We start from the raw sequence: 22,877 nt of genomic DNA, 5'->3' as shown, positions 1-22,877 counted from the left end.
CTAAAACCTGTTTGCGTACACTGGCGGTGTGGAAGGCTGTTTCCTGCCAGCGTGTAAAATATGATATGAAGTGTTTTAAAAAACTATGGCCGTTCAAAAACGTACAGCAATGTGCAAAATGAACGAATTCCCAAGAAGGCACTTTTACGTGCCCTTCGGGGAATTCGTTCATTTGCACATGTACTACTATTCTTTTGCAAACAGTATTTTAAAACACCTGACATTTCCATTCCTTACACCTGCCAGGAAACCAACGGTCAATTTTTATTTGGAGAGTTTACTCTCGCGATAGATGATATCATCTCTTCCCGGTCCGTTAGATACCATGGTGATCGGGAATCCGATGTGTTCTTCTACGAACTCGATGTATTTCTTGCAGTTCTCCGGCAGATCTTCGTATTTGCGGATTCCGCGGATATCGCTCTTCCAGCCTGGCAGTTTCTCCAGAACCGGTTTTGCTTTTTCCAGCTGTGCGGTAGTCGGGAAATCGGTGGTAACTTCTCCGTCGATCTCATAACCTGTGCAAACCGGAATCTCATCCAAGTATCCCAGAACATCCAGAACGGTAAATGCTACATCCGTAGCTCCCTGCATACGGCATCCGTATTTGGAAGCCACACAGTCAAACCATCCCATACGGCGAGGACGACCTGTGGTTGCTCCAAACTCTCCGCCGTCTCCACCGCGTTTTCTCAGCTCATCTGCTTCTTCTCCAAAGATCTCACTTACGAACGCACCTGCTCCTACTGCACTTGAGTAAGCTTTGCATACCGTCACGATCTTGGTGATCTCATACGGCGGCAGTCCTGCACCGATTGCACCATAAGCTGCCAGTGTGGAAGAGGAGGTAACCATCGGGTAGATTCCGTGATCCGGATCTTTCAGTGTTCCCAGCTGTCCTTCCAAAAGAACTGTTTTTCCTTCTTTCAGTGCATTCCACAGATACAGGGAAGTATTGCATACAAATGGTTTTACCATTTCGCGATATTCCTTCAGTGTTTCCAGAATCTCTTCCGGAACCAGCAGTGGTTTGTGATAGAGATGCTCTAACATGACGTTTTTCTTTTCACATACATCTTTTAATTTTCCAAGCAGTCTTTCTTCATCAAAAAGCTCATTTACCTGGAAACCGATTTTTGCGTATTTATCTGAATAAAATGGTGCGATACCTGATTTGGTAGATCCGAATGATTTTCCTGCCAGACGTTCTTCCTCATATTTATCAAATAAAATATGATATGGCATTACGATCTGTGCACGATCAGAGATCAGAAGTTTCGGCATCGGAACACCGCGTTCTACGATGCTGTTTAATTCATTTATCAAAACAGGTATATCCAGAGCAACACCATTTCCAATGATGCTTGTCGTATGGCTGTAAAATACACCTGACGGAAGTGTATGCAGTGCAAATTTTCCGTAATTGTTTACGATCGTATGACCTGCATTTGCTCCTCCCTGAAATCTTACGATGATGTCTGCTTTTTCAGCCAGCATATCGGTAATCTTACCTTTACCTTCATCGCCCCAGTTTGCTCCTACAATAGCCTGTACCATATGTGTCTCCTCCTGTGAATAGCTGTCATACTGCATTTTGCAGTATTTCTCCTATTATATGAGAACCAAAATTCTCTTTTTTATTTTTGAATAGTTACAATAACAATCCTTGTCCAGTATACTACAGTTTCCATCGTTCAGTCAACACAGAAACCAACTGTTTTCCGGCATTTTTACAGAAAGAGAAGTACAGAACCTGAAATTACCACGAAACGATTCTGTACTCCATTGCCAGCCTTATAAGTACGGCTGCATATAATTATAAAGGTTCATGTACGTCAGACTGTCGTAGTGCAGTCCGTCTGCGGTATTAAATCCCATCGACTGCAGATACTGATATGTATTGACAAAATTGTTTGGAAATGCCGCCTGCATTTTCTGATTAAACACCGTAATATTGGCCGGTTTTGCATAACCTTTATAAAGTTTTCTGTTGACTGGATTTACGGACATGATCACAAATTTTGTATTCGGATACACTCCGATCAGCCACTGATAAGAGGCTATGTACTGATCAATATTTCCAAGATCATTGATACCATGATTCAAAATCACGGTCGCTGCCGGATTCTCATTGAGCATTTTCACCAGCCTTGGAAGTGCTTTTGTGCTGTACCAGGAATAACCACTGCCGACTTCCGCCAGATAGTACTCTGTCAGGTTTTCTTCTGTGCGGATCTGAAGAAGTTTATCATAAGATACACAGCCCATTGCATTACTTAAACCTACCGTTCTGGAGTCCCCGACAAAGATATGCAGTTTGTTAACAGTCGTGGCAGTATTGTCCGCATCGCCTCCTGTGGTGTTGCTGTCGTCCGTCACTTCGGAGGTATCCGGTTCGGTCGCGATCTTGATGGCCGCACCGGTGATTTCATCCAGCTGATACTCTCCCACCGTCTTTCCTTTCTGAAGGACACCTTTGTTATTAAAATAGTAAAGGGTATTTTTGATCGTATGCCATCCGGTCACTCTTGCACCTGTCTTTTTTGCCAGAAAATACCGTTTCCCGGAGATCGTTTTCCATCCGGTGCAAAGTGCCCCTTTGTTCTTGCCGCTCTTGCGAAGATAGTACCAGGAATTTTTATATTTCTTCCAGCCGGTCTGCCTATAACCGTTTTTATCAAAATAGTAAATCTTATTGTTGATCTTTTTCCATTTGTTCTTCGGGCACTTGCCGTTTGCATAAATATACTTCCAGCCGCTCCAGTATTTTACAAACCATCCGGTCTGTGCTTCTTTTACTTTCGGAATCAGTGCATAGCCTGTCTCAGCATGAACCTGTTTCCCAGAAAAGCCCCCCAGCATGCATATGCATAAAAATGTTACAACAATCTGCAGGTATTTTCTTTTTCTTTGCTTGCTCATATTTTCCTCCTTACATCTGTTGACGTAACCTTGTTTACTTTAACATATATTACATTTTTTTACAAGTCTGTTACGATTTTTTCTGTATTTTTGAATTTGAAGCCATACTTTGAAACACTCCCGGTTCACAAAAACACTATGCAAGAATTTTGAAAATTTTTTTGACAACAAAAAAGCAGGTATCTTCTTTTTGGAAGGTTACCTGCTCACGTGCGTTCGACTTGAATTTTCTGTTATTTTAATCCTTTTTCTGGATCAAATAATATGGCAATGCCACAAACAGAATACCGCCCAGCATATTGCCGGCTGTGACGATCAGAAGATTGTAAAGCACTCCCCCGATCGTGATGGCTGTACCCGGATCTAGCAGACCAATCGTAAAAAAGGTCATATTGGCAACGCTGTGCTCATATCCGCTGGTAACAAAGGTCATCACACCCAAGATCGCCATCATGATCTTGCCAGTCTCTGTTTTCATTTTGATGCTGCACCACACCGCAAGACATACACAGATGTTACAGAGGATCGCTTTTGCAAAAAGCTCCATCGGAGCTGCGGAGACTTTCGCCACTGCCGCATTTCTCAAGAACGTTCCAACTTCCTGTCCGTTCATCAGTCCGGTCATCATAAAGATTCCGGCTGTCACAACAGAACCGAGCAGATTTCCCAGATAACAGACAATCCACACTTTGATCGTTTTCCACCAGGAAATTTCTCCTTTTATAGATGCTGCACTCATTGTAAAATTGTTTCCTGTAAACAGTTCCGCACCTGCCATAAACACAAAATTTAATCCTACTGCAAAAACAAGTCCGTTCAGCAATTTCGTTGCCGGACTTCCCGCTACATTGAAATATCCTCCCACAACGCCCATCAGCACGCAGCCCAGTCCGATAAACATTCCTGCCAGGAAAGCAGCTGTCACATATCCAAGCGGATTCTTTTCCAGAAATTCCACTTTTTTCTTTGCAGCACCACAAACTGCCTGATACTCTTCTCGAAACATATACGCACCTCGCTTTTTCTTCTTATATTTACATTGAAAAGATGCCAGAGTCAAAAGGCTGGTATACCCATTGAACCCTGGCATCTGCTTGCTGGGAATCTTTCATCCCTGTCTTATGAAAAAATGCATATGACCTTTGCGATCATTTTGTTTTGATCAGAACAGTCCGGAAATCTTTCCTGTCTCATCTACGTCGATTCTCTCAGCCGCCGGAACTTTCGGCAGTCCAGGCATAGTCATGATATCACCGGTCAGTGCTACGATGAATCCTGCACCTGCGGAGATCTTCAGGTTACGAACAGTAATCTCAAAATCTTTCGGAGCACCCAGTTTTGTCTGGTCATCCGTTAAGCTGTACTGTGTTTTTGCCATACAGATCGGGCAGTTGCCAAATCCCATATCTTCGAGCTGTTTTGCCTGTTTCTTTGCATTTGCTGTCAGGACAACTCTGCTTCCGCCGTAGATCTTCTGAACGATCTCATTCAGTTTATCTTCGATAGAACCTTCCAGTTCGTATGCATAAGTAAAGTCGTTTGGCTGATCACACAGACGGATCACTTCTTCTGCCAGAGCGATTCCGCCTTCGCCGCCTTTTGCCCATACTTCAGAGAGAACAACATTTACGCCCAGTTCTTTACATTTCTCTTCAACCAGTTTCAGTTCTGCTTCTGTATCGGTCGGGAATGCATTGATTGCAACAACGCAAGGCAGTTTGTATACATTTGTGATATTGCTTACGTGTTTCAGCAGGTTTGGCATACCTTTTTCCAGAGCTTCCAGATTCTCGTTGTTCAGGTCTGCTTTTGCTACACCGCCATTGTATTTCAGTGCACGGACAGTTGCTACGATAACAACTGCGTTTGGTTTCAGATCTGCCATACGGCATTTGATATCCAAAAATTTCTCAGCACCCAGGTCAGCACCGAATCCTGCTTCTGTGATGGTGTAATCAGCCAGTTTCAGACACATCTTGGTTGCTGTTACGGAGTTACATCCATGAGCAATGTTTGCGAACGGGCCGCCGTGTACGATTGCCGGTGTTTTCTCCAGTGTCTGTACCAGGTTTGGTTTCAGTGCATCTTTCAGAAGAGCTGCCATAGCTCCCTGTGCATTCAGGTCACCTGCGGTAACCGGTTTCTGCTCTGCGATCTTTCCGTATGTATAGCCAATGATGATTTTAGACAGTCTTTCTTTCAGGTCTGTGATGTCACGTGCCAAACACAGAACTGCCATGATCTCAGAAGCAACGGTGATGTCATAACCATCTTCTCTTGGCATTCCGTTTGTCTTTCCGCCAAGTCCGTCTACTACGTTTCTCAGCTGACGGTCGTTCATATCCACGCATCTCTTCCATGTGATCTTTCTCGGGTCAATGTTCAGTGCGTTGCCCTGGAAAATGTGGTTGTCGATCATGGCTGCCAGCAGGTTGTTTGCTGCACCGATCGCATGGAAATCACCTGTGAAGTGGAGGTTGATATCTTCCATCGGAACTACCTGAGCATATCCGCCGCCGGCTGCTCCGCCTTTTACACCGAATACAGGTCCAAGTGACGGCTCACGAAGAGCTACCATAACTTTTTTACCAAGTCTTGACATTCCGTCTGCCAGACCTACAGATGTGGTTGTCTTTCCTTCTCCTGCCGGAGTCGGGTTGATTGCAGTAACCAGGATCAGCTTGCCGTCTTCGCCTTCTTTTTCTCTTAACAGATTGTAGTCAATTTTTGCTTTATAATTGCCGTACTGCTCCAGATATTTACGGTCAATACCTGCTTTGTCTGCAATTTCTGTGATTGGAGCCATCGTTGTCTCCTGTGCAATTTCAATGTCTGATTTGAATCCCATGATATTCATTACTCCTTTCTTTATTAACCGCTTTTTGCGGTAATTAGCTGTTTTTGGGTAAAAAAATGCCGCACAAAAATAAAGGATAAAATATCCTGGTTCTTTGTGCAGTAGCGGAAGCGAGACCGTAACGCGGTATAACCTTCGTTCGTCGGAAGCCTCCCCCTCCAACGACACTTTACGTACGATATCTACTCTACTTATATGTAAAGCTTCTGAAAACTCTAAAAAAATCCAAAGCTTTTTTGTATATATTTACTATATCTCAACTGTCTGAAATTGTCAAGCAGATGAATAGAAAAAATTATCTCTTTTCTGTAAAGAATGCGGCCAGTGAGACTCGAACTCACACGGTTGCCCACTGGCACCTAAAACCAGCGCGTCTGCCAATTCCGCCATGACCGCATGCTGTTTTATTATACAAAAGCAGGCACACCCTGTCAAGTGTGCCCGCCCGAAAAATCTGAAAACTTACGCTTATTTTTTGATTTTAACGCTCTTTACTGCTGAAAACTGACCAAGTGCTTTTTTGCCGTTTACTTTTTTGTAAGCTTTGATTTTATAGTAGTATGTTTTTCCTTTTTTCAGATTTTTGTTGGTAAAGGTAACCGTCTTTCCTTTGTTGATGGTTTTTACTGCTGCGTATTTTCCGTTTTTCTTTGTTGCACGGTATACAACATAACCGTCTGCATTTTTAACCTTTTTCCATTTCAGGACTGCTTTTCTGCCTTTTGTGTTCTTGACAGAGTTCAGTTTTACTTTTGCTTTGTAAGCAGTCTGTGTCTGGTTGTTCTTATCATTGTTGATGTCTGTTTTTGTTTCCGGTGTCTTTGTCTCGGTTTCTTTCTGTACTTTTACCAGATCTTTAATCGCATTCTGCAGATGAGCGATCGCTTCGTTTACTGTTGCCTGTGTATGCGGTGTTTTCAGCTCATCTTCTGCTTCTGCCAGCTCTGTCTCAAAAGATGCCCAGCTAGAAGCGGTGTAGTCTGCTTTTACCAGTTTCTTTGCTTCGTCTACCACTTTCTGCAGTTCTGTGGTATCTACTTTCTCATCACCTTTATTGTCAGATACGATGTTCTCAGATGTTGCCTGTACTTCAAAGGTATAATCCTGATATCCCAGTGCATATACGGTTACTTTCCAGTATCCGGTTCCGTCGGTTCCTTCCGGCAGCTGGCAGCGAAGGGATTTCGTCAGTCCAAGCTGAACACCCATGGATTTGTGCATCCAGTTGTCTGCTGCAAATTTTGTTCCGTAGGTTGCCAGTTTGTTTGTGTAAGTGCTGTCATTTCCATAGTAGTCCCAGCGAACTGTCTGCATATTTGCACCCAGATCACCATAAGCATCTCCTGTCAGGTCAACACGGATAAATGCACCGTAAGTCTCAGCATCATCTGCGGAACGTACCGTCTTTACAATCTTTGTCTCATCGACTGTTTTCTGTGCTTCATTTTTGATACCGGAATTGCTTCCTGTCTTTCTTGCCGCAAAAGAATAGGTTCCGTCTGCATTTTTTGTTGCAACTTTCAGACCATTGGTATCTGCAGTTACTTCTGCTGTCTTTGTATATGCTTTCAGTGCTTTCTCCGTATATCCGCCTTCGATTGCAGATGCATCTTCTGTTACGCTGTATTTCTTGCAGAAATCTGCATAATCTTCTGTTTTGACTGCAACCGGTACATATTTGATTCCTTTTACTTCATAATCCTCCATGGTTGCCGTTTTTGTCTCACCGTTTTCGGTGTAGGTGATCGTACCTTTATCAAACTGGATCTTGCTTCCGTCTGTCAGGACTGCATAGACAACTTTTTTCGTAGTATCCTGTCCATTTTCATCCTTTGCCGACACTTCTTCGGATGTCCAGTAAGAGATTTCATATGCTTTTCCATCGGTATCACGGATCACAGCATCACACTGGAAACTTCCGCGGTGCAGTCCGTGGTTTTTCGTTGCACGCGTTACAACGTCAAATGCACCTTTATCATATTCTCCTCTGGCATCCGCTTCTTCGGAGGAAGATTTCAGTGTACTTCCGCTTGCCAGATAAACATTTTCATTCTGCCAGTACTCTGCCCAGTCCAGACTTGCATAAACGTATTTGTAATCTGAATCTGCTGCATTGACCGGTGCTGCTGTCGGGCAGATACCGAGCATCATTGCTGCTGCGACTGCGATTGCCAGTGACTTTTTCATGTTGATGGTTCTTTTTTTCATGAGTATTCCTCCTCGAATAATAATTAGTTTGTTTTATTAAAAATTAGCATTTGCTAACCAATAACCTTAAAAATAGTTCCACCCGGCATAAAAGAGGGCTACTCCCTTTTGCCTATGCCAGACGGAACAGGTAAAGCACACCAAGCAGCAGCAATGCTCTGAAAACCGTAAACCACACTTCATTGCCGCGAAGTTTCGGCACTCTCGTATGGATATTTCCTTTCGGGCAGATGTCCACGCACTTCTGACACTGGAAACATTCTCCCGGTGTCTCGATCGAACCGCTCTTTGGAAGTCCCAGTTCTGCCGGACAGTTTTTCGTGCATGCCCTGCATCCTTTGATGCAGTTTTCACGCTCTCTTGCCAGTGTCAGGAACGGCAGTGCCGGAAGCAGGGAAAAGACAGCACCCATCGGACAGAAAAAACGGCAGAAAAAGCGTTCCTGCACACACATGCCGATCATCAGAATGGTCAGCAGTACAATTCCGATGGCATATCCGCCAAGTTTGAAGTTTCCGGCACGGATCATGGAAAAAACTTCCCACGGACTGGTGCCCTTTGTTTTTGCATAAACGCCTGCATAACATAACAGGCTGATCATAGCCAGCACGATGTATTTCAGCAAATATAAATACTTTGTGATCTTCTCTGAAATACGGTACGGTTTTTTCCTGATTTTTTTACAGATCCACAGATAAATACCATGCAATGCATCTCCGAAACTTCCGAATGCACAGGCAAATCCGCAGAAAAACCGACCGAACAGAATGGTATAAAGGCAGAGGACGCACAGAGCTGTGACAAAACTTGTCATGCCGATCGCATCTCCTTTGCCAATCTGCGTAAACAGATATTTTACACCGGAAAATGCAGCTGTAAAAGCGGATGGTACCAGCAGAAAGAAGATCAGCTGTATGATAGCTCTTACATAACGATGTACTTGTTTTTGCTTTTTTCTGTCAAGTTTCTTGTTCATTTCTTATTCCGCCTTTTCAAGTGCCTGTGTAACTGCTTCCCGGATTCCTGTTGAACTGAAGGTCGCTCCGCTGATCGTATCCACGTCCGCCGACTGTGCATCTACGATATCCTCGATGATATCCTTTGCCATTTCAAGGTATGCACTGTCCTCTTTTTGTGCTTCTTTGACTTCAATGCACGTGATTTCTCCGCTCTCGATCGTCACTTCCACAACGACCTTGCCGCCAAATCCCTGACCTTCCCCTTCGTAAGTGCCGTCCTTCCAGCCTCCGTCTGTATTCTTGGCATCTGCACCTTTTAAAGCCTCTGCCGCTGTATTTTCTGTTGTCTTTGCCTGCTGTTCCTTTAAAGCTGAAACGGTCATCTTGCTGCCCTCCAGCTCTGCGGTCAGCCTGGCGATCTCATCTCGCTGCTCCCGCATTGCAAGCACGGTATTGTAACCGCCGATCAGAAACAGTAGCAGCACAAGGCTGCACATTTTTATCCAGAATTTTTTCATCAGAATCTTCCTTACTTTTTACTCACTTTGTTGCACGATCTTTGCACTCTCAAGTGCCTGTCTGCAGGCTTCTAAAAGGGCACTGGATGAACAGGTCGCACCGGATACCACATCGATCTCGTCCAGGCTGTTCTTTGCCAGAACCTGTGCTACCACTCCCTGTGCTTTTCTTGTTCCTTCTGCCGCCCTCTTTATATAAAGAGCATCTGCAGCCACATAACCTGCTCCGCTTCCGGCAACGTTTGTGATCGCTGTGATCTTGTCATCTTTGATCGTGACGGTCGCAGTCAGTGTATAATCGTCAAACGCTCCTCCGCCAGAGGAAGTGCAGGTTGCCGAAGCGGTATAATCTCCGTCGGCATACACTTTTTCTTTTTCACTCTCCGATGAAGATTCACTTTCTGAGGATTTCTCGGTTTCTGCTGGCTTCTGCGTCTCGGTTTCTGCCGGCTTTTCGGTTTCTTTCCCGTTAGTTGCCTCTTTTGCATGATTCAGGGCATCTTTGATCGCTTCCAGGATTCCCTTCGAGCTGTAAGTTGCTCCCGACACGGTATCTATTTTCCTGGTACTCTGTTTTTTCACAATCTGGTCTGCCACTGCTTTTGCCTTTTTGACAAATTCTTCCCCGTCTCCGTCTGTCTCTGTCACCAGGATTGAGGTGACTGTCTTATTCTGGATGACCACTGCAACGGTGATATCTCCCATATATCCTTCCCCGATTCCATAGTAGATACCATCTTTATATGGAAACTTTCCAGTCACCTGTGGAGTGACCGTTCCGGATGTATCGTTATTCTTTTTCTCGGTTTCTTTCTTATTGTCCCCGGTTGTCTTTGTCGTTTTTGCCTGATCTACAGCATTTCGGATCGCCTCGATCAGACCGGCCGAACTGTAAGTTGCCCCGGACACGCCGTCTACGTTGGTGCTCTGTTTTTCGATCACCGTGCTGATCAGTGCGGATGCCTTCTGCATATAGCTGCTTCCGTCCTGATGTTCCACGATCTCAATACTTTTGATCTTGTTATCTTTGATCACAACTTTTACTTTCACCGTTCCGCCAAATCCGGTTCCGGTGCCATAGTAAGTGCCGTCTTTGCAGGTCTGATCTTTGTCTTCCGCCACCTGCGTGATCTTTCCACTTCCGGCTGCTGCCGATGCCCCGCCTGTGCTGCCCGCTGCCGGTGAAGTACTGGTATCCTTCTCTCCGGTCAATGCATTTTTCACGGCATTTATAATGCCTCTGGAACTATAGGTCGCACCGGATACCACATCCACATCCGTCTTCTGCCCGGAAAGGATCTTATCGATCACGCCCTTCGCTCTTCCAAAGAAAGCCGCATCTTCTCCTTCGGCACTCACGACATTGATTTCTGTGATCGTCTTGTCTTTTATTACGACCGAAACTTTAATCGTTCCGCCAAATCCCTGACCTTCCCCGGTATAAGTTCCATCTTCCAGATCAAAGTTTCCTTTTGCCGCTTTCTTTTTGCTTTCTGTTTTTGTGGCTTTCTTTGTTTTTTTCTTTGTTTTGGACGTTTGCTGTCCTTTTTCTTCTGTGCTTTGTGTTGTTTCTTCCTGGAGTGTGATTTCTTCTGCTTTGGCTTCGTAAGTGGCCGGCGTATATCCCGCTAATGTTTTTCCCATGCATCCGGCCAGTACAATAACCGCCAGCATCGGTGCAAACGCTGATAATTTTTTCCAGTTCATCTTACCGCTCCTCCAGTCTTATGATTCTTGTCTTTTATTGCTTTGTTATGATTTCTGTCTTTTTTACCGCATCATCCGGTGTAAACTGATCCGCAATGTTCTCTGTCACCGATACGGTTCCGTCTTTTTCTACCAGAATCGCGTCAAATTCTTCGCTGTGTGCCCGCCAGTATGCCACTGCTTTTTCTTTTCCCATCACAAAAAGTGACGTAGACAGACCATCTGCCAGCGTTCCGTCCGCACTGACGATCGTCACAGATATCAGTCCACTGTCTGCCGGATATCCTGTTTTCGGATCCAGTATATGCTGATAGGTCTTGCCGTTCTGTTCAAAATAGCGTTCATAACCGCCGGACGTGATCACCGCACGATCCTGTGTCTCAAGGACACCAAGATAATTTTCCGTATCTTCTGGATTCTGAACGGCAACTCTCCATTGGCTTCCATCTGTTTTGATTCCAAGTACCTGTACGTTTCCGCCAAGGCTTACCATTCCGCTTGTGATGCCATGTTCACGGAAAATATCCATGATCCTTCCTGAAGTATAGCCCTTTGCGATTCCTCCGAAATCAATCTCCATTCCATCCTGTTCAAAGCTGACGGTCTGATCTTTCTCATTAAAATCAATTTTTGAAGAATCCGCCAGAGGCAGTAGTTTCTGCAGTGTTTCCTTATCCGGAACTTTATAATTGCCGTCTGTAAAGCCCCATTCCTGCATCAGTGGGTAAATACCGATCTCAAAACAGCCATCCGTACTTTTCCAGATCTCAAGTGCACGCTCAAGAAGATAAGAAGTATCTTCCGAAATGCTTCCTCCTCCATTCTGGTTCAGCTTATAGATCTCACTGTCCGTCTCTCCTGTCGAAAGCAGTGCATCCAGTCGCTCAATCTCTGCAATTGCATCCGAAACTGCACTTTCTGCATCTGCCCCATATGCAGTCACAGACATGTAAGTGTCCATAGCAAAAATATCCTGGCTCGCTGATTCTTCTGTGCCCGCTGTCTGCTCTGTTTTCTGCTGCTGTCCGCATCCTGCAGCCATTATACCGATCAGGATCACCATCAAAATTGCTGTGATCTTTTTTTTCATAAAATTTACCTGCCCTTTCTTTATTCGTTCAAGCAAATTAATGTTAGCTATTTCTAACTGCATCATCCTAGCATTACTGTTTTTTTGTGTCAATATTTTTCTTCTTATTAATCAATTTTTCTCATCAAGTTACGGCGGAGGTTTTGTAAATGTACAAAGGAAGGTTATAGAAACTGTGTTATGAATACAGAACGCCACTATCTTCCATAAATACTTTTGCTTTGCACATTTTTAAATGCTCCAGGCCTGCCCGGGGTCGCCTAAGCGGAATGTCACAAATTAATAATAAACAAAAAAGGCAGAGGCATATTGGCATAAGAATATGTCATGTGCTCTGTCTTTTTTGTTTGGCATGCAAAAATTTTTCGCTTAAGTGCCCCCTGGCTGGCCAGGAGCTTTTGGCAATGTGCAAAACCCTCCGCCTTTATTTTATCGTGATCGTCTGTGCCGTATCATAATATCCATCCTGATAAACACAGTAGATCTGATAGGTTCCTTTTTCCAGTGTTGTAAGCGGGATCGGAATACTCTCTGTACGCAGAAGATAGTCTTCTTCTCTGAGCTTCAGGAATGACTGATCATAAACATAGGATTTGTTCTCTCCTTTGAAAATAATCTGGGATACCTGACGGTTCCGCATCTCTGCAAACAGAATGCCTGCCGTCAGCTTAAAATTCAGTCCTTCGCTCAGCTGCTGCGTCGGCTCTTTGATTTTGGCAGTGGTTTCTGCCAGCGGACGAAGTGTTCCTTTGATATAATCCTCCGGTTGCTGCATCGCTTCTGACATTGTCTCATAATTTGCTTCCAGTTCAATTGCACGGTAATAATTCTTGTTGATGTAATACTGATTGAGGATTTCACCGCTCTCATAATCAAACTCATAAGTCATACCTGTTTTGGCAGTGCCGCTTTTTACCGTTCCGCACATTCCAAAGATATGACCGCTGTCTGCATCGTAAATGGTATTCGATGTAACGTTTGCTTTCACAACCTTAAGCTTTTTCAGAAGTGAGACTGTCTTCTCTTTTTCGTTCACTGCATAAACCGTTACAAATGATCCTTTTTCATGATCATAATAATCTGCTTCCGGGTTACGATGGTTGTCAAACATCGTGATCTCTACCGTATCCGAATTGCCGTCCAGATCCGTATCAATCTGATAAACGGTATGCTGTCTGTAATGCCACAGAAAATCTGAATCCGGTGTAAGCACATATTTCTCGTATTTCGTTCCTTTAAAGACTTCCGGATTTGCCAGAATCCAGACGATTTCATGTGTGGTCCAGTTTAATTTCACACCGGAATTTAAGTTTCGCGGACTGATCAGAATGGTATCATCCTCTGCCTGATAGGAAACGGTATTTAAATGTGCCCAGTCAATCACGTCTTCGGTATAATCATTTCCAAAAAGCTCCGTCATCTCCAGACTGTTGACAATCTCCCCACTCTTACGGTCAAGCTCAATGATCTTGTCATCCACATGATCCTGCAAAGTACTTGTCAGGATCAGAAGATTTCCATCTGGTTCCTTTTCAATGATCTCATGGTGCGTTCCATGTGGGACAAGGTACATCTGAACAGCACGTCCAAGATAATCCATTTCATAAAAAGCAGCAGGGAAAGATTTCGTCACAGAAGAAACGTATCCGTAATTGTCCTGCATGATATAATTTCCATTCGAAAGCTGGAACACACCGTAAGTGGATGTTCTGTGGTTCAGATACCAGCGAATATCTCCGTTTACATCATAAGCGAACGGATAATACACGCCCTGACCGGAAATAATCGTAAGACCATAGGCAGATTCTCCGGAACTTTTTTCAACCGATACCATGTCATCCATCTCTTCCGGCAGTCCGTCAGTCTGAACTTTCAGTTCCATCTCTTTAATCGTCTGATCGTTGTCATCTAAAAGTTCCAGTTTTACCGAATTCTCCGTTTTCGGGTAAAGACCGATGATCGGTACCCGATGTCCTTTTGCTTTCACAGTCACACCGGTGATATCTGCTTCTTTTGTCTTTCCTTTTACAGTAACCCGGACACGGTATTCCTCATCTGTCTGAAATACTGCAACACCGGTCAACGGTGAGATCTGGTAAGGATCCATGATTACTTCCGGCTCTTCAAAGGTATATGCACCGGACTGGACTTCCGCCTCGATCTGCTGGTCGATCTGCCAGGAGGTATCAACCATACTGGATTCTTTTGTGATCGTCGTGTCAATTTTGTCTGCATAGGAATCCTCCATCTGGAAAGAGGTTTCTTCATTCAGATTTTCTTTTACCTTTACTTCCTGTCCGTAATATCCATAAACATCACCTGTTAATGGAATCTGCTTATCCAGCATACGATACAGCGTATTGCGGATTCCGATCCGTTTCCAGTATCCAAGACCTGCTGCCACAACAACCAGAACAGTCAGTCCAAGAAACATCCATTTCTTTTTCGCTTTCATACTTTTAAATTCCCCTTCTTAAGAAAATATTAAGTTATCACACTGGCACTTATGATAAAAAACAAATGTGAGAAAAATTTGATACTGTAACTCTTTTTTTGCAGATACAGTATCACTTTTTGCCCGCTTTCTCGCTCCGCACCAATGCCTCTGACATTTCCTCGTTACTGCAACAAAAAAAGATGCATTTCCATGCATCTTTCTCATGAGACATCGGGGATTCGAACCCCGGACAACTTGATTAAAAGTCAAGTGCTCTACCAACTGAGCTAATATCCCATATTTTGTTCTGAACTATACGAGCGAAAGCATCGGCACTTTTTGTCCAGCCGGCTTACGCTAGCTGGGCTAGCTGGATTCGAACCAGCGAATGCAGCAGTCAAAGTGCTGTGCCTTACCGCTTGGCGATAGCCCAAAAAGGTGGATAAAGGGATTCGAACCCTTGGCCTCCAGAGCCACAATCTGGCGCGCTAACCAGCTGCGCTATACCCACCATAAAACGAGCCTGGAGGGATTCGAACCCCCGACCCACGGCTTAGAAGGCCGTTGCTCTATCCAACTGAGCTACAGACTCAAAGAGCGGGTGATGGGAATCGAACCCACGTATCCAGCTTGGAAGGCTGGTGTTCTACCATTGAACTACACCCGCATATAAACTTGATGAAATTTAAAATTTCAGTCGGGGTGACAGGATTCGAACCTGCGACCTCCTGGTCCCAAACCAGGCGCTCTAGCCAAGCTGAGCCACACCCCGTTATTTGCTTATATGCATTTCTCTTTTTTGTTTGACACGAGATATATTTTACAACTTTTATTTCTGTCTGTCAAGTACTTTTTTTACTTTTTTAACATTTTTTTGTTGTCATTTTATTTTCCCGCTTTGTTTCCGGCTCATTGCCTTCAACGTGTTGTATCATACCATCGTTTTTCTCTTCTGTCAACACCTTTTTTCAAAAAAGTTTAAACAATTCCAAAAATTCCAAACAATTTTGATCTTCACCGTTTTTGCTGCGATCTTTTCACATCTGTTATCAAACGCTGCTTTTCTTCTATTTCAAGAATGCCTCCGGCACTGTTGCTGTGCGGTGTACGTCATCCATTCTATGACATATTCTTCTGTGCACCTCTGCAATCCGCCGGAGGCTATATCAAGTTTTATCAGAGATAACAGATTTCATAGCGGGCTTCTCCCGCCTCATCTATGGTCATGATCATGTAACTTGGCCTGCGTCCTTCCTGTCTCGGATAAGACAGACTGCCCGGGTTTAAGATCGTGATCCCGTCTTCCGTATCCAGATACGGTTTGTGTGTATGCCCGAACATCACAATGTCTTTGCCTCTGCTCCTTGCCTGGCGGCGAAGCTCCTCGGTATTGAGGGAAACATAATAATAATGACCATGTGTGATCAGCACTTTATATTTGCCGAGTTCAAACTCGAGTTCTCTTGGGAGCATGGAAAAAAAGTCATTGTTTCCACTGACCATATAGGCTGCACACGGAACCAGACGGCGTATGTAATCTTCCTGTCCTTCCACATCTCCGAGATGGATCAGGGCATCGATCGGTTTTGTCATTTCGATCACCCGCTCCAGATTTTCCAGTCTTCCATGCGTATCACTGACGATCAGTATCTTCATATGCTCCCTCCTCGCAATATTTTCTCAGCTGTTCTTTGATCGCACGCAGTGCCTTGCCTCTGTGGCTTAATTCATTTTTCACATCCGGCTCCAGCTGTGCCGTTGTACATCCATACTGTGGCAGATAAAAGATCGGATCATATCCAAAGCCATTCTCACCCTGTTCTTCGTATCCGATGATTCCTTCGATCGTGCCTTCACTGTGCAGCACTTCTCCATTTGGAAGAACCGCTGCAATCGCACAGACAAAACGTGCGGTACGTTTCTCATCCGGCACCCCTTCCAGACGGCTGATCAGATTTGCATTTTTGATATGATAGGAAGTATCTTCTCCCATATAGCGTGCAGAATAAATGCCCGGTTCCTTGTTCAGGTAGTCAATCTCCAGTCCAGAATCATCTGCAAGCACGATATCATGGCATTTTTCAAAGACTGCACTTGCCTTGATCTGTGCATTCTCTGCAAAACTCGTTCCATCTTCTACAATGTCTGCCTCTATACCGGCTTCTTTCATCGAGACAACCGGCATCCCAAGATCTCCCAGGATCATTTTGATCTCTTTCATTTTCCCGACATTTCCGGTTGCAAAAACAATTCTTTTCTTCATGATTTTCTCCCTTCTGCTTTTGTTCATCCTATATTCGTTATCATAGCACATCAGCGATTATCTGTATAGGCTTTCAGGCAGATATTTCCGCCATACTCTTCTTCGATCCGGCTCCACCTGTAACCGTCCACGCTGACGTAGCCGTACCCGTCTTCCAGATTTACATTTGCAGTCTGGTCATCGGCCCGATATTCCATCGCCACTGGATAATCACTGCCCGGTGTGTTTATTTTGACCATAACAGCAAAACGTTCTCCTTCTGCTATGGAAATTTCTTTTTTCAGATCAATCGTATAAAATCCTTTTCGTTCCAGATGACCTTTCTGGATCTTCTTTGGCAAAACAAGTGACATCTCGTTTTTAAAATCTGCCGCCACATAGATTTCGTAATCCGACTCCGACCCGGTTGCATAAAACCCGACTGCACGCAGCGTCTGTGTACTATCTGCCGTATAAACGTTTGCAAACCAGCAGCTTTCTTTTTTATAGCCCATATTTCCGACCCAGCCACACAGATCGGTCTGATAAAGATGGTCATAGTTATCTGTCCCGTCAATCCTTGTGTATGCCACACAGTTTCTGCCAATCTGTGTATCATCATAGGCAACATAAAATCTTCCGCCATCGCCAAAGCCTTCGCCCCAGCTGTTCTGACATAGAAACGCACCGTTTTTCGATGGAGTCTTCGTAAAATTCTCCGCCGGATAATCATCATCCCATCCAATGATCAGAATGTCATGGTTCACTTCATCCTCTCCATTATAATAGTAGGAAGTATTTTCCGAATCATAGTATTCAGATGTCACTTTTGTCCCGCCCATATCCATATAGATCGAGCTTTGAACGGCTCCGTACCGGTAAATCATTTCTTTGATCGCATCAAAATCCTTATCTTCTGCGATCTGAACTTCCTGCACATGTTTTACCGGAGAAAGACCTTCCGGTGTAACACCGTCTCCATAAGGATCCATCTCTTCGGTCACCGGTCCCTGCCACGCCGTCAGATAGGCGATTGCAATGTTGTAGGCTCCTCCCTCTTCCTGACCGATTGCATAGCTGTTCTGTGTGGAAATGTGATCTGCCGAAAAAATGATATCCTCCTGCGGCAGCAGCCGTGATTCCAGGGCAGACGAAGTAACAACTGCCCAGCAAGTCCCAAACGTACCTTGATTTTTCACTTCCGGAGCTTTGCCCGTCATGCGTCCATCATAAGCGGACGGCAGACCTTCTTCCTGCTGTCCGTCTGGCTTCTGTGCCTGTTTTTTCGTTTTCTGCTTCCTGTTTCCGGTTTCTGTGGTTTCGTTCGTCTCTGTCTGATCCAGATGCAGCAGCCGGTCAATTGGTTCTTTGTATACATCATACAACAACGACACACTCAGGCATACGATCACGATCACCAGAGCATTTCGCATACTTCTTAAAAACCTTATTTTCAATTTTTCTCCCGTCTTGGAGGTTTTGGCCCCAGATACTGATAGAAATAGGTTTTGATCATACCATTATAGATCTTACGGTTCTTGTCCGCTTTCTTTCCTATATAATGCTGTGCATCCTCGTAACTGGTGATCATATATTTGGACCAGGTATCAAGACGGTCAAAGCTCTCTCCGATCTGCCGGTAAAGTGCCGGAAGTTCTGCTTTTTCTTCCAGACGCTCTCCATACGGCGGATTGGTGATGATAAAACCATACTTTTTCGGATGATGCAGTTCGCTGACCGGTCTTTGCTGGAAATGGATCAGTTCTTCCACTCCGGCTCTTCTCGCATTTTCTCTTGCACTGTGCACCACTGCCGCATCGATATCGTATCCCTGAATGTCTGTCTCGATATTCAGATTGATCTGTTCCTGTGCTTCTTCCACCGCATCGTACCAGTTTTTCTTCGGGATCAGATGCAGCCAGGCTTCTGATAAAAAGCTGCGGTTCATGCCCGGTGCCATGTTTGCCGCCATCATGGCGGCCTCGATCGGGAAGGTACCGCTTCCGCAGAACGGATCGACCAGAATACGGTCTTTTCTCCATGGTGTCAGCATGATCAGTGCTGCTGCAAGCGTCTCCGAGATCGGGGCTTTTGCTGTATTCTGACGATATCCGCGTTTGTGCAGCGAAATTCCGGTAGTATCAAGTCCGATCACCGCTTCATCCTTCATAAACGTTACCCTTACCGGGAAAGAAGCTCCGTCTTCTTCAAACCAGGACTTCCCGTAAGCCTTTTCCATCCTTTTTACCATTGCTTTTTTCACAATGGACTGAATATCCGAGGTACTGAACAGCTTACTCTTTACGGAAGTTGCCTTTGTAACCCAGAATTTTCCGTTTTCCGGAATATATTCTTCCCACGGAAGAGCACGGACGCCCTCAAAAAGCTCGTCAAACGTCTCTGCATGCACCGTTCCGACCTTCAGAAGGATCCTCTCCGCCGTCCGCAGAAAAATATTTGCATAGCAGATGGCCTCGGCATCTCCGAGAAAAGTCACCTTTCCGTCTTCCACTTTGCTGATCTCATAACCTAAATCTGTAATTTCCCGTTTCAATACTGCCTCCAGCCCGAAATGGCATGGGGCGATCAGTTCATAAATTTTCATATTTTCTCCGTATCTTCACATCTGTCCCTTGTCTACAGCTGCAGTTCTTTTATAATCGTTCCATCAAATCCTTTGATCGTAAACAGACCATCTTCCAGGATTGCATAACTTGGCGGATTTCCCTCTTTCGGGATCGATACCGATCCCGGGTTGAGCAGTGTATAATCTTCTCTTTTTTCTGCTTTTAATACATGCGTATGACCGTGGATCAGAATATCCCCGTTTTTCAGAGGCGGTAGATTGTTTTCATTATAAATATGACCATGTGTGGCATATAGATTACGTTCTCCGTAAAGAATCAGAGCGTAATCTGCCATCACCGGGAAATCCAGTACCATCTGGTCTACTTCAGCCTCGCAGTTTCCGCGAACCGCACAGATATCATTCTTCATCGGGTTTAACATGGCAATCACTTCTTTTGGAGCATACTCTTTCGGCAGATCATTTCGCGGTCCATGATACAGAATATCCCCGAGAAGAATCAGGCGGCCTGCCTCCTCCGCCTGATATGCCTCCAGCATCTTTCTGCAATAATACGCAGAACCGTGTATATCAGATGCAAACATCAATTTCATATCGTATATTCTCCTTTTCTTTTTCACTTTGCATTTCAAGGCAAAAGAACAGCTGTCTTTTCAGCCCTTTTTCACTGTTCTCTTCCTGTTTATTAACTATAATCTTGCTGTTTTTCCCTGTCAATCTTTTTTGCCTCTATCCAAGCCTTCTGTGCCAGGAATGGATGCCGCCGGTCAGACTCTTTGCCCGGTATCCTTTTTCTGCCATCTCCCTTGCCGCCACCATACTGACTGAACCACGTTCACAGTAAAAAATCAGTGGAACATTCTTTGGCAGTCCCCGAACCTTTTTCAACCGTTCATACGGAATATTCACCGCTCCCGGAATGTGATAAGCTGCATATTCCCACGGTGAGCGAAGATCTATCACAAAACCCTGTTCTTTTTCCAAAAGGCGATCCAGTTCTTTTTCCGAAATCATTTCATATTCCATAAATCCCTTCACTCCTTCCAGTATACCATATGCCATAAAACAGAAAATGGTATCTGAAAAACCCCTTCCGAAGACTTGATTTTCCGTAAAATGAAACATCCGGTAGGGGAGCTACCGGATGTTTCGAGGGGAGTATAAATAATTAATAAGGGGTTCGTAAAAAAAATTTTTGAAGGGTAAATTCTTTTTACAGTTGAATTATAATATATATTGGTAAAAATTGCAATAAGTATTTTTCTGTTTTTTGTCTAGTATGAAAACATCGGCAGATTTTGGCAATGATTTCCATTATATTTTTTCACTTTTTGAAGAAACTATAAGATGTCAGAAGGCACCACATAAGATGCAGTGCAGTTCTCTTAGATCAATCTCAGACGTACTGACCAGAAACGCACACAAAGTCTCTCGTGCCTTCGGAATGAATTTACAGTCACAAGGAGGAAATTGACATGAGTAAAAATGCAAATTCGAAAAACCGCACACAGAACACTTACAATTCCACAAACGAAACCGATCGGACTACTTCAAAAAATGCTTACGATTCGAAAAACACCTACGATAAAACCACTTCAAAAAACTATGCCGGTAAGAGCAGCTATGACAAAAACTGCCATAACGACGCTTACGACGAAGACGAAATGGAATAAACCATTACCGCTTTTCTATGATACAGGTGCAGTCCCATGCTGCACCTGCTATTTTTTTACCTGACTCTGATTGTTTTTTTCTTCTTTTTGTTTTCTTTTTCCAATGATCTCCACAAGGGAATCGACCATAAATACGCCAAGTGCGATCACACCCGCAATCTGAAGTGTCTGCACCAGGTAGGCAGCTCCCATGCTTCGATTTCCTATAAAAAAGTAATGCACGCTGCGATATAACCCTGCCCCCGGAACCAGTGTCAGAAACCCCGGGATCAAAAAAATCGTCACCGGTGCTTTTTTGATTCTTGCAAAAAAATGGGCAAGCAGCGTAATAGCTGCCGCACCGAGCAGATTAGCTGTCATCATCCCGAATCTTTGCAGTACAACCAGATAGACAAACCATCCGGCCGCACCGATAAAGCCGCAGTTTATAAGATATTTTTTCGGTATTTCAAGTGCCATTGCAAATGTAAAAATGGCCGCAAATGCCGCTATCACCTGTATAATCATCACATCACCCCCGTCAGGATCATTCCAAATGAAACGCCTGCCGCGATCGCCGCCGCACTGACAAATGCTTCCAGTGCTTTTGCTCCTCCTGCCACATAATCACCCTGCATCGTATCCCGCACAGCCGTTGTTATGGCAGCTCCCGGAACGATCGGCATGATCGCCGCTATGATCACAATATCCATCTGTATCGTCTGATATGGATTCTCTGCTGCCAGATATGCCACAACTGCGATTACCGCTGAAGCAAGCAAAAGCTGAAAAAAATCATTCAACCCGATCTTTCTTCCAAGGTACAGGATCAGAACCATGCCAATACCTGCCGCACCTGCCCCGACTGCATCCCATCTGGTTCCGCCAAGCAGAACCGCAAAGAAAAACGCTACCATGATCTGTGCGATGTATTTTTGCAAAGCTGTATAGGTGTACTGTTTCATATGCTTCAGACTGTGAAACGCTTCTTCCAGACTGATGTTCCCGGAACAGAATCTTCTTGAAATGTCATTCACTTCTGCAATCCTGCTCAAGTTCGTTCCTCTTGTTTTGATCCGTTTGACAACAGTCATGGAATCCATATGCGGATCGTCGAGTGTGACGATCAGACCGGTCGGCATCACAAACGCTTCTGCTGTTTTCATGCCTGACACTTTTAATATCCTGTGAATAGTATCTTCTACGCGATGGATCTCTGCTCCGCTTTGCAGCATGATCTTTCCTGCCAGTACCGCTGTATCAAGAACCAGTTTACACTCTGCGGTTTTATCCAAAGCTATGCCCTCCATTCCTGATTTTTCTTTCTGAAATACTACCTCATTTATTCTATCATTGCCCAAAGCAAAAAGCCATAAAAACAGGCTCAAAAATTTTTTTATTTTTTTCAAAAAAAGTGTTGACATTTCCATAAACATACTATATAATTCTCATTGTTGCTGAGGTACACAGCAAGGCAACAAAACAAAATGTGCGTTTAGCTCAGCTGGATAGAGCGTTTGGCTACGGACCAAAAGGTCGGGAGTTCGAATCTTCTAACGCACGGTGAACCGCTAGAGTCGTTGACTTTGGCGGTTTTTTCTTTACAAGAATATCCTCAATAAAAATTGACCGAGCTCTTTAGAGCGAGGGATGCTTCTTGTCCGAAGGGCAAGAAGATGGGCATTAAGAAAACTTATA

Annotated in this window: 19 protein-coding genes, 8 tRNA genes and 1 riboswitch; of the genes, 2 read left to right on the top strand and 25 right to left on the bottom strand. The window is 44.4% G+C overall.

Annotated elements, in window-relative coordinates; genetic code table 11:
* Nucleotides 1–264 precede the first annotated feature (264 nt).
* The 23 genes from LKD42_RS12425 to LKD42_RS12315 form a co-directional block, all read right to left on the bottom strand.
* The gene (locus LKD42_RS12425; protein ID WP_147631194.1) at nucleotides 265–1,557 is read right to left on the bottom strand and encodes an adenylosuccinate synthase; all 1,293 of its coding nucleotides are present in this window, start codon (nucleotides 1,555–1,557) and stop codon (nucleotides 265–267) included.
* Between the two features lie 237 nt (nucleotides 1,558–1,794).
* Nucleotides 1,795–2,922, bottom strand: a complete 1,128-nt coding sequence (locus tag LKD42_RS12420; protein ID WP_248835880.1) for an SGNH/GDSL hydrolase family protein — start codon at nucleotides 2,920–2,922, stop codon at nucleotides 1,795–1,797.
* A gap of 238 nt (nucleotides 2,923–3,160) precedes the next feature.
* Nucleotides 3,161–3,928, bottom strand: a complete 768-nt coding sequence (locus LKD42_RS12415) for a formate/nitrite transporter family protein (protein WP_248835879.1) — start codon at nucleotides 3,926–3,928, stop codon at nucleotides 3,161–3,163.
* 156 nt (nucleotides 3,929–4,084) lie between these two features.
* Nucleotides 4,085–5,770, bottom strand: coding sequence for a formate--tetrahydrofolate ligase (locus LKD42_RS12410; RefSeq protein WP_248835878.1), 1,686 nt, complete (start codon nucleotides 5,768–5,770; stop codon nucleotides 4,085–4,087).
* A 109-nt stretch (nucleotides 5,771–5,879) separates the two neighbouring features.
* Nucleotides 5,880–5,971: riboswitch (THF riboswitch) on the bottom strand.
* Between the two features lie 124 nt (nucleotides 5,972–6,095).
* Nucleotides 6,096–6,175: transfer RNA gene (locus LKD42_RS12405), tRNA-Leu, on the bottom strand.
* A 72-nt stretch (nucleotides 6,176–6,247) separates the two neighbouring features.
* Nucleotides 6,248–7,987 carry a penicillin-binding Tp47 domain C-containing protein gene (locus tag LKD42_RS12400; RefSeq protein WP_215659036.1) on the bottom strand — a complete coding sequence of 580 codons (1,740 nt, stop codon included), beginning with the start codon at nucleotides 7,985–7,987 and terminating at the stop codon, nucleotides 6,248–6,250.
* 112 nt (nucleotides 7,988–8,099) lie between these two features.
* Complete coding sequence (locus LKD42_RS12395) at nucleotides 8,100–8,963, bottom strand: 4Fe-4S binding protein (RefSeq protein ID WP_248835877.1); 864 nt, start codon at nucleotides 8,961–8,963, stop codon at nucleotides 8,100–8,102.
* Between the two features lie 3 nt (nucleotides 8,964–8,966).
* Nucleotides 8,967–9,464, bottom strand: coding sequence for an FMN-binding protein (locus LKD42_RS12390; protein ID WP_248835876.1), 498 nt, complete (start codon nucleotides 9,462–9,464; stop codon nucleotides 8,967–8,969).
* Between the two features lie 18 nt (nucleotides 9,465–9,482).
* On the bottom strand, nucleotides 9,483–11,171 hold the full coding sequence (locus tag LKD42_RS12385) for an FMN-binding protein (protein ID WP_248835875.1): 1,689 nt from the start codon (nucleotides 11,169–11,171) through the stop codon (nucleotides 9,483–9,485).
* A gap of 34 nt (nucleotides 11,172–11,205) precedes the next feature.
* Nucleotides 11,206–12,261 carry an FAD:protein FMN transferase gene (locus LKD42_RS12380; RefSeq protein ID WP_248835874.1) on the bottom strand — a complete coding sequence of 352 codons (1,056 nt, stop codon included), beginning with the start codon at nucleotides 12,259–12,261 and terminating at the stop codon, nucleotides 11,206–11,208.
* Between the two features lie 424 nt (nucleotides 12,262–12,685).
* Entirely contained in the window at nucleotides 12,686–14,716 is a 2,031-nt protein-coding gene (locus LKD42_RS12375; protein WP_248835873.1) for an aryl-sulfate sulfotransferase, read from the bottom strand.
* A gap of 206 nt (nucleotides 14,717–14,922) precedes the next feature.
* A tRNA-Lys gene (locus LKD42_RS12370) sits at nucleotides 14,923–14,995 on the bottom strand.
* Nucleotides 14,996–15,059: 64 nt separating this feature from the next.
* Nucleotides 15,060–15,131 (bottom strand) — tRNA-Gln (locus LKD42_RS12365).
* A gap of 4 nt (nucleotides 15,132–15,135) precedes the next feature.
* A tRNA-His gene (locus LKD42_RS12360) sits at nucleotides 15,136–15,209 on the bottom strand.
* Between the two features lie 7 nt (nucleotides 15,210–15,216).
* Nucleotides 15,217–15,290 (bottom strand) — tRNA-Arg (locus tag LKD42_RS12355).
* A 4-nt stretch (nucleotides 15,291–15,294) separates the two neighbouring features.
* Nucleotides 15,295–15,365 (bottom strand) — tRNA-Gly (locus LKD42_RS12350).
* 30 nt (nucleotides 15,366–15,395) lie between these two features.
* Nucleotides 15,396–15,470 (bottom strand) — tRNA-Pro (locus LKD42_RS12345).
* Between the two features lie 404 nt (nucleotides 15,471–15,874).
* On the bottom strand, nucleotides 15,875–16,354 hold the full coding sequence (locus tag LKD42_RS12340; RefSeq protein WP_022118378.1) for a metallophosphoesterase family protein: 480 nt from the start codon (nucleotides 16,352–16,354) through the stop codon (nucleotides 15,875–15,877).
* Nucleotides 16,332–16,961 (bottom strand): RdgB/HAM1 family non-canonical purine NTP pyrophosphatase, encoded by a 630-nt coding sequence (rdgB, locus tag LKD42_RS12335; RefSeq protein WP_248835872.1) that lies wholly within the window; start codon nucleotides 16,959–16,961, stop codon nucleotides 16,332–16,334. Before rdgB ends, LKD42_RS12340 begins: the two co-directional genes overlap by 23 nt.
* Before the next feature lie 50 nt (nucleotides 16,962–17,011).
* A complete protein-coding gene (locus tag LKD42_RS12330) occupies nucleotides 17,012–18,373 on the bottom strand; it encodes a lectin like domain-containing protein (protein WP_248835871.1) in 1,362 nt (453 codons plus the stop codon).
* Nucleotides 18,374–18,393: 20 nt separating this feature from the next.
* The gene (locus LKD42_RS12325; protein WP_147631184.1) at nucleotides 18,394–19,545 is read right to left on the bottom strand and encodes a THUMP domain-containing class I SAM-dependent RNA methyltransferase; all 1,152 of its coding nucleotides are present in this window, start codon (nucleotides 19,543–19,545) and stop codon (nucleotides 18,394–18,396) included.
* 32 nt (nucleotides 19,546–19,577) lie between these two features.
* Nucleotides 19,578–20,120, bottom strand: a complete 543-nt coding sequence (gene yfcE / locus LKD42_RS12320; RefSeq protein WP_173898464.1) for a phosphodiesterase — start codon at nucleotides 20,118–20,120, stop codon at nucleotides 19,578–19,580.
* Between the two features lie 136 nt (nucleotides 20,121–20,256).
* Nucleotides 20,257–20,589 carry a rhodanese-like domain-containing protein gene (locus LKD42_RS12315; RefSeq protein ID WP_173887187.1) on the bottom strand — a complete coding sequence of 111 codons (333 nt, stop codon included), beginning with the start codon at nucleotides 20,587–20,589 and terminating at the stop codon, nucleotides 20,257–20,259.
* A gap of 413 nt (nucleotides 20,590–21,002) precedes the next feature.
* On the opposite strand from LKD42_RS12315, the gene LKD42_RS12310 reads away from it, so the two are divergent.
* Entirely contained in the window at nucleotides 21,003–21,200 is a 198-nt protein-coding gene (locus LKD42_RS12310; protein WP_022118384.1) for a hypothetical protein, read from the top strand.
* A gap of 48 nt (nucleotides 21,201–21,248) precedes the next feature.
* On the opposite strand, the gene LKD42_RS12305 is transcribed toward LKD42_RS12310, so the two are convergent.
* Nucleotides 21,249–21,707, bottom strand: coding sequence for a threonine/serine exporter family protein (locus tag LKD42_RS12305; protein ID WP_147631181.1), 459 nt, complete (start codon nucleotides 21,705–21,707; stop codon nucleotides 21,249–21,251).
* The gene (locus LKD42_RS12300) at nucleotides 21,707–22,474 is read right to left on the bottom strand and encodes a threonine/serine exporter family protein (protein ID WP_248835870.1); all 768 of its coding nucleotides are present in this window, start codon (nucleotides 22,472–22,474) and stop codon (nucleotides 21,707–21,709) included. Before LKD42_RS12300 ends, LKD42_RS12305 begins: the two co-directional genes overlap by 1 nt.
* A 194-nt stretch (nucleotides 22,475–22,668) precedes the next feature.
* Between LKD42_RS12300 and LKD42_RS12295 the strand changes: the two genes are divergently transcribed.
* Nucleotides 22,669–22,742, top strand: a tRNA-Arg gene (locus LKD42_RS12295).
* Nucleotides 22,743–22,877 lie beyond the last annotated feature (135 nt).

The organism is Hominisplanchenecus faecis (genome assembly GCF_020687205.1).
Taxonomy (GTDB): domain Bacteria; phylum Bacillota; class Clostridia; order Lachnospirales; family Lachnospiraceae; genus Hominisplanchenecus; species Hominisplanchenecus faecis.
This window is presented reverse-complemented; position numbering and strand designations above follow the sequence as displayed.